The sequence below is a fragment of the Corynebacterium sp. TUM25020 genome, assembly GCF_056388495.1.
The window spans coordinates 40664-53138 of sequence record NZ_JBWJFG010000001.1 but is presented as its reverse complement, the minus strand read 5'-3'; the positions used below and the strand labels follow the sequence as shown (position 1 = coordinate 53138).

Sequence of the window (12475 nt, the reverse complement as noted above, 5' to 3'; positions counted from 1 at the left end):
AGGGTGTCCGCACCGTCTTTTAGAATACTTAACCATGAGCGTTCCAAATTCTGCGGAGTCCCCTTGGGCTGTCGGGCAGTTGAACGACCAAGTAAAGAACTGGATTCAGAAACTTGGGTTCATCTGGGTCGAAGGCCAAGTCACCCAGGTGAACATGAAGAGCACGTGGCGTTTTTCGTATATCACTCTGCGCGATGTGAACGTCGAAGCCTCCGTGTCTTTGACCGTCGAGACCAGCGCGCTGAAAAATTTGGCTACTCCGGTCAAGGACGGTGACCGGATCATTGTCCACGGCAAGCCCTCGTTTTATTCGAAACGTGGCAGTTTTTCCCTCTGGGTGACGGATATTCGCCAGGTGGGAATTGGCCAGTTATTGGCTCAAATAGAACAGTTGAAGAAGGCAATGTTCGCCGAGGGTCTCTTCGACCCCCGGCTGAAGGCTCCGCTCCCCTTCTTGCCCACAACTGTCGGGCTCATCACTGGGCGTGGTTCGGCAGCGGAACGGGACGTGATGGAGGTTGCTAAGCGACGATGGCCCGCCGTGCGCTTTCGGGTTATCAACACGGCAGTGCAAGGCCCCAAGACGGTTCCGCAAGTAGTTGATGCCCTCCAAGAGCTAGAACGCGATCAGGCTGTGGACGTGATCATCGTCGCCCGCGGTGGAGGTTCTGTAGAGGATCTTCTGCCATTTTCCGAGGAGCCTTTGGTGCGCGCAGTGTCCCGAATGCGCACGCCGGTAGTCTCCGCAATCGGCCACGAACCGGACAACCCGCTATTGGACTATGTTGCCGATGTCCGTGCGGCCACTCCCACTGACGCAGCGAAGACGGTAGTACCGGACGTCGTGCAGGAACTGCGGATTATCGGCGAAGCACGTGAACGTGGTGCGGGCGCGCTGCGCAACTGGGTGGCTCACGAGAGGCGTGGGTTAGCGCAGATCCGCACCAGACCAGTCATGGCGGATCCAAGTCTGCCGGTCACCCGGCAAAGAGAGATCATCGCAGAAGCACTGCAGCGAAAGGACCGAGCACTCGGGGTGCACGTCCGTTCCTTGCGGAGCTCCATCGAGTCGTTGAAGGCTCAGGTTAATGCACTGGGACCATCGCAGACTCTTGCCCGTGGCTATTCAATCGTGCAAGTTATTCCACGGGATAAATCGGGCGCGCAGGTCGTGACCACGGTGGATCAGGTTGCTCCCGGCTCACAACTGCGGATCCGGGTTCCCGATGGATCCATCACGGCCGCAGCGATGGGCGTGCAAGCCGCACCGGGTGGCGTCATAAAAAAGACTCGCGACCGCAGCGACAGTGACAACAACGACCACAACAACCGCGCAGATACCAACGCAGATACGAACACAGAAGAGGCTTAAGACAATGGCAGACAACAACGGCACCGGGAACACCGAACAACAGAAGTTTCGCCCGCTCGATCAACTCAGCTACGAGCAAGCGCGGGACGAGCTGGTGGAAGTGGTGAAGATCCTCGAGCTAGGACAGATGAGCCTGGACGAATCGCTGAACTACTGGGAGCGCGGCGAGGAGCTGGCAGCGTACTGCGAGGATTATCTCAACGGCGCATCACAGCGCATCGAAAAGGCACTGCAACAGCGCGAAGCTCGAAGCGCCGGAGCATCTGGAACCGAGCAGGTGGCGCCGAACGGCGAGGAATAGCAGAAGAGGACTACTTAGCCTTTGAAGGTTGCGCCGCTTCGCCGACATCGATCGGGTCGGTCGCGGCAATCTTTTCTGCAGCGGTGCGCGTCTGTTCAGCAGAAGCCATAGCCTCGATCACCAAACGCACATCCCCCAGGTCGGCAACCCACAATGGGCGCGCATCCTCACCGGTGAAGACATGCCACTCAACGTCTCCAGTGGTTTCGGTATTGGTCTCTTCCCGCACCGAATCATCAGGCTGGCTTGCCGCCTTGAAGTCGGCACCGGTCTGCGTCAGAGAAATGTAGTTCTCTCCGTTGACGACCCATCCAACCAAGCTCGACGGTTCGCCGTTGACCATCACACGACGAGCGGAATTGGGCACCCACCCTTCCGGCATTTCCGGGTTGCGGATGGGGAAGTCAAACGTACGAGCATCCATCTTCAGCACCGCATCAGCATCGACCTCCTGCACCGGACCCGACCGATCCGCCTCACCCGGATCAAAGGAGCACAGGCCCGTGAACCCGACCGTCAAGAACATGGCGACCAACAACACCACCAGGGACAGCACGATGTCCTTGGCGGATTGAAATGCGCGGGGTTTTTGAATCTGCACGTCCGCCATTATCGCACTGCCTCTGCTCGACTAGGCAAATTAACCCTGGGTAGGGCTGGCCGATACTGCTAAAGGCATCGCCCGTGGGAAATAGGGCACAATGGAAGTGGAATAGAACCTATTACCTATCAGCAATAGAAAAGAGCTGGAAGATCATGTCGACTGAAGCGCACACCCCTGCTGTCTCCCCCAATCCAGATGCTCCAGATCGCAATCTGGCAATGGAGCTTGTCCGCGTGACCGAGGCTGCTGCTCTGGCCTCCGGCAAGTGGGTCGGACGTGGGCAAAAGGAATCCGGTGACGGCGCCGCTGTGGACGCCATGCGTCAGATGATCAACTCCGTAGAGATGGACGGTGTGGTGGTCATTGGCGAGGGCGAGAAGGACGAAGCCCCGATGCTGTTCAACGGCGAGCATGTCGGTACCGGTAATGGCCCGGCGGTGGATATCGCCGTCGACCCGGTGGATGGCACCACTCTGATGGCAGAGGGTCGCCCGAACGCCATCTCCGTCATCGCCGCGGCCGAGCGTGGCTCCATGTACGACCCTTCTGCGGTGTTCTACATGAAGAAGATCGCTGTCGGCCCGGAGGCTGTCGGCAAGGTCGACATTGACGCTCCAGTCGCCGACAACATCAAGGCAGTGGCAAAGGCCAAGGGCACCGTTCCGGGTGACATCACCGTTGTCGTCTTGGATCGCCCGCGCCACGAGGATCTCATTCGCGAAATCCGCGAGGCCGGCGCAAAGGTTCGACTCATCGGTGATGGCGATGTCGCCGGCGCCGTGGCTACCGCGCAGGATAATACGACGAATTCCGTGGACATCATGATGGGCATCGGCGGCACTCCGGAGGGGGTTATCGCCGCAGCAGCGATGAAGTGCATGGGTGGCGAGATCCAGGGCAAGCTGTGGCCAAAGGACGAAGCCGAGCGCCAAAAGGCTCTGGACGCTGGCCACGACCTGGATCGTGTGCTGACCACCAACGACTTGGTGAACTCCGAGCACTGCTACTTCGTAGCTACCGGTGTAACCAACGGCGACATGGTGCGTGGCGTTTCCTACCACCAGAACTCCGCTACCACCCGTTCCCTGGTTATGCGTTCTCGTTCCGGCACAATCCGCTTCATCGAGTCACAGCACCAGCTGGCGAAACTGCAGTCCTACTCCGTGCTGGATTACACCCGTAACTAGCCCTTTTATTGACGCCCGCACGCCTCAACCGTCCGACATCCTTTTAGGTAAGTTGGGCAGTGTCCGTGCGGGACACGAAGACTAATCCGCTTCTTTACGTTCCTGCTGCTTGAACGTCGACGAGTTCACAGCGGGAAGCGTCATAAAGCAATCGAGATAAAGGTGATGAAAGAATGACCGAGCAAGAATTCCGCATTGAGCACGACACGATGGGCGAGGTTAAGGTTCCCGCCAAGGCTCTGTGGCGTGCACAGACGCAGCGTGCAGTGGAGAACTTCCCGATCTCCGATCGCCCGCTGGAATCCGCACAGATCCGTGCCATGGGTCTGCTGAAGGCTGCTTGTGCGCAGGTAAACAAGGATCGCGGTCTGCTGACCGATGAGCAGGCGGATGCCATCATCTCCGCTGCCAAGGAGATCGCTGAGGGCAAGCACGACGCTGAGTTCCCGATCGATGTTTTCCAGACCGGTTCCGGCACGTCTTCCAACATGAACACCAACGAGGTCATCGCCTCCATCGCCAAGAACAACGGCGTGGAGATCCACCCGAATGACCACGTGAACATGGGTCAGTCTTCCAACGACACCTTCCCAACCGCCACCCACGTTGCCGCTACCCAGGCTGCAGTAACTGACCTGATTCCGGGTCTTAAGGTCCTGCAGGAATCCCTGGCTAAGAAGGCCAAGGAGTGGGAAAAGGTTGTGAAGTCCGGCCGTACCCACCTGATGGATGCAGTTCCGGTGACGCTGGGCCAGGAGTTCTCTGGCTACGCACGTCAGATCGCTGCTGGCATCGAGCGCGTTGAGGCTACGCTTCCCCGCCTGGGCGAGCTGCCGATCGGCGGTACGGCAGTAGGCACCGGCCTGAACACTCCAGCTGACTTCGGCGCAAATGTGACCGCTGAGCTGGTCAAGCTGACCGGCGTAAAGGAGCTGCGTGAGGCAGAGAACCACTTTGAGGCACAGGCTAACCGCGATGGCCTCGTGGAGTTCTCCGGCGCTATGCGCACCATCGCCGTTTCCCTGAACAAGATCGCCAACGACATCCGCTGGATGGGCTCCGGCCCGCTGACTGGCCTGGGCGAAATCCACCTGCCCGATCTGCAGCCGGGCTCCTCCATCATGCCGGGCAAGGTCAACCCTGTTCTGTGTGAGACCGCTACCCAGGTTGCGGCACAGGTTATCGGTAACGACGCTGCTGTGGCCTTCGGCGGTTCTCAGGGTGCATTCGAGTTGAACGTGTTCATCCCGATGATGGCCCGCAACGTGCTGGAGTCTGCGAAGCTGCTGGCTAACACCGCCCGCGTCTTCGCAGAGAAGCTGGTCGACGGCATCGAGCCGAACGAGGAGCGTATGCGCACTCTGGCTGAGTCCTCCCCGTCCATCGTTACCCCGCTGAACTCTGCCATTGGCTACGAGGCTGCGGCAAAGGTTGCTAAGACTGCTCTGAAGGAAGGCAAGACCATCCGCCAGACGGTCATCGACCTGGGCTTTGTCGACGGCGAGAAGCTGACCGAGGAGGAGCTGGATAAGCGCCTCGACGTCCTGGCAATGGCAAACACCGACCGCGACAAGTAGGCCAATTTAGGCTGGCGCGACTGACTGACCCCGCCTGATGGGCGGGTCAGTTTACTAGATCACCCGCTGGTTTCCCTCCAGACGCTAACTGCCGTCTACGGAGGGGCGCCAGCGGGTTTTTCTCTGCCCTGGGACCCGTTCTCTCGGCGAGAGATGAAATGTCGCTAGATCGGGAATCTGCGACAGCCTCACCGCAGGTACCCTCCACACAAAACGCTCTGAAATGGCCTTTTGCGCTAATGCAAACGGATCCCTTTAACAGATTCCCGATTTAACGACATTCCCCCCATCCCCCTTCCCTACACCCAACGTGAACCACCCCACACCACCGCAATATGGATGCACAATCACACACATTTTGCACTGGCTATAACTTTGCACTCGGTGTACTTTTGGGCAAGTGATGAATTCAAATAGCTCAGCCCCCGCAAACATGGGGTTGCGCGAGCGCAAGCGCCTGGAGACCAGGCTGCGGATTGAGGACAAAGCTACCCAGCTCTTCCTCGACCGCTCCTTTGATGGAGTCACCCTGGAGGAAATCTGCATCGCTGCTGACATCAGCCGCCGCACTTTCTTCAACTATTTTTCTTCAAAGGAGCACGTTGCGGTCGGCAAGCAACCTCCTCTTCTCACTGAAGAAGACTTCGCAGAAATAGTGAACTTCTCCCCCAACCAGGGCAGCCTCCCCCAGCACCTCTACGAGATGCTAACCCAGAAGCGCCTGGAAGAGGCTCGGAAGTCGGACAATGCCAACCTCGATCCGGAATTAGCGGAGTCGATAAGGTGGCGTCGATCCCAAATACTTGAGAGATTCCCCAACCTTGCACTCGCGAAAATCGCCTGCTACGAAAAGCTTCGCAGCGACCTCGCTGAAGCTGTATGCCGGAACCTCGACAAGCACCCGGGCAATCGCCTTTCAGACCTGGAAGCAATGGAGGAAGCACACCTCATCGTCACAGCTGCAACCACCGTTCAATGGGCCGCTGCCACTTCGGCAACGCGCAACGGAAGAACGCTAAGCAGCACAAAAGACTTCGACATTCCCCTGGCAGGACTGCAGAAAATCTTCTCCGCCATCGAACCCTCAACCGACATCGCAGAAACAACTCAAAAGGAGAACCGCCTATGAGCGATACCCGAAAACAAGCCGCAGCTGCCAAGGCACGGCTCGAGACCGCAGAAAAAGAGCGCCTCAAAAACAACAACAATGTGCCACTCATATTCAGCTGCCTAATGCTCGGCATGCTGATGTCCTCGCTGGGGCAAATGATCTTCTCCACCGCTCTGCCCACCCTCGTCGGTGAGCTTGGCGGCGCGAACAAAATGAGCTGGGTCATCACCATCTTCCTGCTCACCATGACCATCGGTATGCCGGTATACGGCAAGCTAGGCGACCAGATGGGCCGCAAACCGCTGTACCTAGTGGCTGTTTCCCTCTTCCTGGCCGGCTCCGTAATTGGAGCGCTAGCGCAGAGCATGGACATGATGATCGCCGCCCGCGGCGTACAGGGCCTCGGTGCGGGTGGCTTGATGATCGGGTCGCAGGCGATCATCGCCGACGTGGTTTCGGCCCGGGAGCGCGGCCGCTACATGGGAATCATGGGCGGCGTATTCGGCCTGAGCTCGGTGCTGGGACCACTCCTGGGTGGCTTCTTCACCGATGGCCCAGGCTGGCGTTGGGCTCTCTGGTTTAACGTTCCACTGGCGATCGCGACCCTGCTCATGGTGGGCTTCAATCTGAAGCTGCCGAAGCGTGGCAAGGGCGCAAATCTCGATGTGATCGGCACTGTTCTCATGGCCGGCGCTACGAGCTGCCTGATTCTGCTGCTCACGTGGGGCGGCCGCGATTATGCATGGTCCAGCCCAGTCATCATTGGCCTCGGCATCGCCTCCGTAGTGCTGGCCGCTCTCTTCGTAGTGACAGAACGCAAAGCAAGCGATCCGCTGATCCCCATGCAACTATTCACCGTCCGCAACTTCGTGGTCACCACCTTGGCGGGCACGATCACGGGCGTGGTCATGTTCGGCGTGCTGGCTTATATGCCGACGTACATTCAGATGGTTCACGGCATGACACCCACCAAGGCCGGTTTGATGATGATCCCCATGATGGCGGGCATGATCATCACTGCTACCGGTTCCGGTCAGTACGTGTCCCGGACTGGTCGCTACAAGTGGTTCCCCGTTGTAGGTTTGTGCGTTGCTGCCACTGCCGTGGGCCTTATGGGGCTTTTTGACGCCCACGATTCCCTCGTACACCTAGGCCTGGTGCTAGCGCTCATGGGCGTTGGCTTGGGTCTTACCATGCAGATCCTGGTGCTGATTGTCCAGAACTCGTTCCCAATCACGATGGTGGGTACGGCAACGGCCTCGAATAACTTCTTCCGCCAAATTGGCGGCACGGCTGGCTCTGCCATCATTGGTTCACTGTTTACCCACCGTGTAGCGGATTTGATGGGACAGCGCGTGCCTGGCGCGATAAAGGAGATGGGGCCGCAAGGGCTTCCGTTTGCGGAAAAGCTTCAGGGTGGCGGTAGCTCGCGGTTGACTCCGGAGATCGTCGATACACTGCCCGGCCCACTGCACGAGGCGATCACTACGTCGTATAACGACGCCCTCGTTCCCGTGCTCGGAGCAATGGCTCCGGTGGCCGTGGTGGCTGCTTTGATTCTTGTATTGGTGCGCCAGGACAATCTCAAGGAAACCATCGAGTAGCTCGGGAGAAGTTAGTCCCGGCTACGGGGAAGGCCAAATCTCCTTCCCTGGTTAGGCGTCTTCGCTGTGCTCCAGGTTTTCCTGGTAGTACTCCCATGCCGGGCCGCCCTCCAGGATCTTCTCCATCACCATATTGTGGCGCCAGGTGCCTTGTTTAGGGCCGTAGTTCATGTGGGACATGCAGTGGAAGATTCCCACCTTTTCGAAGCCGCGGGAAAGGTGCAGGCGCACTGATCCTTCGTTCTCCGGAAAAATGCTGGAGTGCATTGCCCAGTGCCCCTGGTCAGCTGCGTCTTTGAGCAACCGATCCAATAGATTGCCGGCCACGCCCTTGCCCGCAGCGTCCTTGTGAACGTAGATGGAGTCTTCCAGCACTCCATCAAAGACGTCTCGGTGGCTGGCGGAGGTGGCGGTGATCCAGCCCAGAACCTTTTCCTCATCCTCGCCTAGGCCTGCGGCCGCGGCGGCTGCGGAATCTGTGTCAATGGCGACAAACGAAAGCTCAGGCAGACGGTGACGCATAAAGGTCTCCCAGTCTTCCGGCGCGTTTTCTTCAAACGTTGCCTCGCCTGTGTCCATCCCGGTCTGCAGAATGTTCTGAACCTGGGGGTAGTCTTTCTCCACCATGAGGCGGATAAAGACTGCTTGCTTGGCACTACCCTCAGCGCTCCTAGTGGCGCTGTTCTGTGAAGGGGTCCCTGCGGTATTCGCGGAAGTCATGGAAGAAATTCTGCCTCACGTTCCACTGGTTTCGCCACTCACAGCCAGCTAACAGCCGGCAGCTGTCAGCGAACTAGCCTTTCTCCAAGAGGTTTGTGACTAGTTCAGCAATCGCAGAGCGCTCGGAACGGGTGAGAGTAACGTGCGCAAACAGCGGATTATTCTTCAGCTTCTCGATAACCGCCTGGATGCCGTCGTGTCGGCCAACGCGCAGGTTATCGCGTTGTGCAACATCGTGAGTAAGCACCACTCGGGAATTGCGGCCCAGACGCGAGAGGACAGTCAATAGCACGTTGCGTTCCAAGGACTGTGCTTCATCAACGATGACGAAGCTATCGTTCAAGCTTCGTCCGCGGATGTGCGTGAGCGGAAGAACCTCTAGCAGGCCGCGAGCGTCGATTTCCTCCAGCACGTTATCGCTTACTACGCCCTCCAGGGTGTCGTAGACCGCCTGCGCCCAGGGGTTCATCTTCTCGGTCTCACTGCCTGGCAGGTAACCGAGATCCTGGCCACCCACCGCGTACAGCGGCCGGAACACAACGATTCGCTTATGCTCGCCGCGTTCCAAAACTGCTTCCAGGCCGGCGCACAGCGCGAGAGCAGATTTGCCTGTACCCGCGGATCCGCCAAGGCTCACAATGCCAACCTCGTTATCGAGCAGTAGATCCAGAGCTACGCGCTGTTGAGCACTGCGACCACGAATGCCAAAGGCTTCCAGGTCAGTGGGCACTTGGCGCACCATGCCATCGCCCAGCGAGCGTGCAAGCACCGATTGGCTACCAGCAGTAAGCTGCAGACCGCAGTGGATCGGCAGCTCGTCCACCTCGTCGCCATCTACGGTGAGGGCACCGGAGATGTCGGCTTCTCCGACGTCATAAAGCTCGTCAATGATTCCGGATGGAACCTCAGCGCGAGCCATGCCGTTGTAACCAGTCAGCACAACGTCTTGAGCGTGATACTCGTCGGCGTCCAAGCCCACCGCGCCGGCCTTCACACGCAGCGGGACATCCTTCGTAACTAACGTTACGCTGTGCCCTTCTGCCCGCAGGTTCAAAGCACACGCGAGAATGCGGTGATCGTTTTGCTCCCCGCGCAGACCAGTGGGAAGAACGGACTGATCAACGTGATTCAGCTCTACTTGGATCGTGCCGCCTTCGTCGTTGATGATGCTGGGCATATCCAAGCGGCCATGTTCCTGGCGGAAATCTTCGAGCATGCGCAGGGCTTGGCGAGCAAACCATCCGAGCTCGGGGTGGTGGCGCTTACCCTCCAGCTCGCTGATGACGACGACGGGGAGGATGATGCGGTGCTCCGCAAACTTGATGAGTGCCCAAGGATCAGATAGCAGCACCGAGGTGTCGAGAACATAGGTGCGCAGGCCAAGCTCTGCGTCGGAGTGAGCGTTGAGAGCCTGATCGGCGTGAAAAGTCTGGTGAGCTTGATCGGTGGGCGTGGCGGAAGTCATGGAGATGGCGCTCCTTGCAGGGATCATGAGTTAATCAACCCGGACATTCCGCGTTGCAAAAGCTACGCTTTACATCCGGGAAACGGATGAGGTGGGTAGTTGTTACTTGCTTCGGACACCACCGACGCTATGCTCGCTGCATGGAAATTACATTGTTGTCAGATGAACTCTAGGTAAACACAAAAAAGCCCCAGGGTTTGAGGCATCTCGTGCCCCTCACCTGGGGTTATCAAGTTCTACTTGAAGGTTAGAACTTATGTGTTTAGCGCTTCTCGATGGTCTCCGCGAACTTGCCGGAAGCGTCTTTGGCCCACTTAATAGTGCCGTTCTGGAAGGACTGGGTCCAGCCGGAAGCCGCATCGCCCTGCTCCGGAGCGGTCGGCAGGCCGATTTCATTGTCCAGGCCACCACCGTTTGCCCAAGTCTCGCCGATCTTGCCGATCAGCGGGACTGCGCCGTTCTCCTCCGAGTTTGCGATCCATCCCTTCTCGAAGGTGGCCAGGGAGCCCTTCTCGCCGTCCTTAAACTCGGTCAACTTGCCGAAAGCGCCGGTCTCGCCACCTTCGTTGTCCCAGGCGGTCTTCACATCCTTGGGGAGTTCAACCTCTTCACCGTTAGCGGTCTTGACCTTCACGGTCTCCCCCTCAGCACCGGCACCCTCGGCATCGGAGCCCTCAGCGTCTGCACCCTCGGATTCCTCAGAGCTGGACATCTTGTCCTTAGCTTCGTCAGCCTTGTCGCCAGCCTTTTCGGAAGCGGAGCCGGCAGCGTCGCCTGCCTTGTCGGTTGCGGAGTTAGCAGCGTCGGTAGCCTTGTCCTTGTCCTCCTCGGAGCAGGCAGAGACACCGAAAACCAGGGATGCACCGGCGGCCAACGCGACTGCGGAACGACGGAAACGCTTGTTAGAGTTCATTCTTTTTTTTACCTTTCTATCGGCTTAACCGACTTTTCATCTTTACTTTATGTAAAAGACCTACCGATCTATTTTTAATAGGAAGCTCCCCCTAACGCAGCTGTCGTTCAATAACTTAACCCAACTGCAACGAATTCTTTATTTTTACGCTAAGCTCCAGAGCGCCTCTTCTGCCTTTTCTTCTTTCCCGTTTTACTGCCTTTAGCAGCCTTTTTATTGACGCCACTTCTCCCCCTAACAGCAGTCTGTCGAGAACTGCCCGCAGTGCGCCCTTTACATATCCCTACGAAGTCCTGAATGACGTCACTGTCGGATTCGGTCAGCCACATGAGAGCCACGCGAGTGCGGGGACACGTGGTGGCGTCAATTCCAAAAAGATCTCGGTGCACTACACCGCGCTGGTTGAGAGCACGCAACAATGGGCGCGGCGCGACAGCAATGCCCACGTTGGCAGCCACCACTTGGAGGGCTTCACGAAGAGCAGCGACATCGTCCCAGCCTGTCGACGGAGTAATGTACATCAGCTTTTCATCAGTGAGCTCTTGGTAGTCGATAGCGTCCATGAGCTTGACGGGATGCTCCTTGGGCGCTGCAACACCTACCTGTTCCTCATACAAAGCCACCTCATGCATGTCCGCAGGGCGTTCATAGCCAGCGGCGGGCAAACGCACCAAAGCCACATCTGCCTGGTGAGAGCGTATATAAGCCAATGGATCCTCAGTTCCCGCACTAGCGATCTTCCAGCCCGGTACGCGCTCGTCGAATCGGCCAAACCATTTATCGGGCTGCACTCCAGTACTGAAAACAACCTTTAGGTGACGCGCCTGACGCTTCGGTTGAGAGACGCGACGGGCGGACTGCTGCTTCTGTGAAGCGGGAACATCTGGCATGGGACTAATAATAGGGGCTTCATTAGAATGATGGTCATGACTGATGCGAACCCGAGTTACAGATCCGGCCCGCCCATGAAGCCCGCCACTGCCGCCAAGAAGTTGGGCATTTATCTTCCTGCAACCCCGCAGGAGTTCCAAGATTCCGCACTTACACATGAGCAGTTCGTTGAGCTGCAAAAGAATCCTCCCGCCTGGCTGCAGGCGTTGCGTCGCGAGGGACCGCACCCGCGTCCAGAGGTGGCACGCAAGCTGGGGATCAGCATCACGTCCTTGAAGAACAATGAGATGGACAAGCCTCTGACCACCGCCGATATCAAGGCACTGCTTGAGAATCAGCCGGATTGGCTGCGAGAAGCAAGACATAAGTTGGCTAGTGAGCGCGAGGACAACGAGGCTGAATGAGATAAAGAAAAAGGCGAGGATGAGCCCGATAGTTCGGACCCTTCCTCGCCCTTTCTTTTTGCCTTGCGGCAAAAAGTTGGTTCCGATGGTGACGAGCCACCGAAAAGCCAGTTCCGGTAAACGGTTGCCAGGTGACGAAGCTGACTGCCGTGAAGTAGCCGGATAAACAACCGCAGCACTTCATAAGAAGCCACGACTAGAGCACATGAGTATGCAGGGAGAAGAGAGAAACCCGCAACGCATGTTCAACGCTCCAGCGATGTGAACCTTCCTTAGTACTGCAACATATTCCACAACTGCAGTGCGCCTCAGGTGACTAGCCTGCG

At 57.9% G+C, this 12475-nt stretch carries 12 protein-coding genes; 7 read left to right on the top strand and 5 right to left on the bottom strand.

Annotated elements, in window-relative coordinates:
* Positions 1-34: 34 nt before the first annotated feature.
* The gene (gene xseA / locus AC05K6_RS00250; protein WP_293792321.1) at positions 35-1372 is read left to right on the top strand and encodes an exodeoxyribonuclease VII large subunit; all 1338 of its coding nucleotides are present in this window, start codon (positions 35-37) and stop codon (positions 1370-1372) included.
* 4 nt (positions 1373-1376) lie between these two features.
* Entirely contained in the window at positions 1377-1673 is a 297-nt protein-coding gene (locus AC05K6_RS00245) for an exodeoxyribonuclease VII small subunit (RefSeq protein ID WP_476727431.1), read from the top strand.
* A gap of 10 nt (positions 1674-1683) precedes the next feature.
* On the opposite strand, the gene AC05K6_RS00240 is transcribed toward AC05K6_RS00245, so the two are convergent.
* Positions 1684-2283: a DUF4245 domain-containing protein gene (locus tag AC05K6_RS00240; protein WP_448308163.1), complete on the bottom strand. Its 600-nt coding sequence runs from the start codon at positions 2281-2283 to the stop codon at positions 1684-1686.
* A gap of 146 nt (positions 2284-2429) precedes the next feature.
* On the opposite strand from AC05K6_RS00240, the gene glpX reads away from it, so the two are divergent.
* From glpX to AC05K6_RS00220, 4 genes are all read left to right on the top strand, one after another.
* The gene (gene glpX / locus AC05K6_RS00235) at positions 2430-3464 is read left to right on the top strand and encodes a class II fructose-bisphosphatase (protein ID WP_293792324.1); all 1035 of its coding nucleotides are present in this window, start codon (positions 2430-2432) and stop codon (positions 3462-3464) included.
* Positions 3465-3637: 173 nt separating this feature from the next.
* Positions 3638-5041: a class II fumarate hydratase gene (locus tag AC05K6_RS00230; RefSeq protein ID WP_293792326.1), complete on the top strand. Its 1404-nt coding sequence runs from the start codon at positions 3638-3640 to the stop codon at positions 5039-5041.
* Between the two features lie 403 nt (positions 5042-5444).
* Positions 5445-6170: a TetR/AcrR family transcriptional regulator gene (locus tag AC05K6_RS00225; RefSeq protein WP_476727717.1), complete on the top strand. Its 726-nt coding sequence runs from the start codon at positions 5445-5447 to the stop codon at positions 6168-6170.
* Positions 6167-7756 (top strand): MDR family MFS transporter, encoded by a 1590-nt coding sequence (locus AC05K6_RS00220; RefSeq protein ID WP_476727430.1) that lies wholly within the window; start codon positions 6167-6169, stop codon positions 7754-7756. Before AC05K6_RS00225 ends, AC05K6_RS00220 begins: the two co-directional genes overlap by 4 nt.
* Before the next feature lie 51 nt (positions 7757-7807).
* Here AC05K6_RS00220 and AC05K6_RS00215 read toward each other — a convergent pair whose 3' ends face one another.
* The 4 genes from AC05K6_RS00215 to AC05K6_RS00200 all read right to left on the bottom strand — a co-directional run bounded on the left by AC05K6_RS00215 (position 7808) and on the right by AC05K6_RS00200 (position 11744).
* The gene (locus AC05K6_RS00215) at positions 7808-8476 is read right to left on the bottom strand and encodes an N-acetyltransferase family protein (RefSeq protein ID WP_476727429.1); all 669 of its coding nucleotides are present in this window, start codon (positions 8474-8476) and stop codon (positions 7808-7810) included.
* A 73-nt stretch (positions 8477-8549) separates the two neighbouring features.
* Positions 8550-9941, bottom strand: a complete 1392-nt coding sequence (locus AC05K6_RS00210; protein ID WP_476727428.1) for a PhoH family protein — start codon at positions 9939-9941, stop codon at positions 8550-8552.
* 262 nt (positions 9942-10203) lie between these two features.
* On the bottom strand, positions 10204-10854 hold the full coding sequence (locus AC05K6_RS00205; protein ID WP_476727427.1) for an LGFP repeat-containing protein: 651 nt from the start codon (positions 10852-10854) through the stop codon (positions 10204-10206).
* 149 nt (positions 10855-11003) lie between these two features.
* Entirely contained in the window at positions 11004-11744 is a 741-nt protein-coding gene (locus AC05K6_RS00200) for a substrate-binding domain-containing protein (RefSeq protein ID WP_476727426.1), read from the bottom strand.
* A 36-nt stretch (positions 11745-11780) separates the two neighbouring features.
* On the opposite strand from AC05K6_RS00200, the gene AC05K6_RS00195 reads away from it, so the two are divergent.
* Positions 11781-12149, top strand: coding sequence for a DUF5997 family protein (locus AC05K6_RS00195; protein ID WP_476727425.1), 369 nt, complete (start codon positions 11781-11783; stop codon positions 12147-12149).
* Positions 12150-12475: the final 326 nt, after the last annotated feature.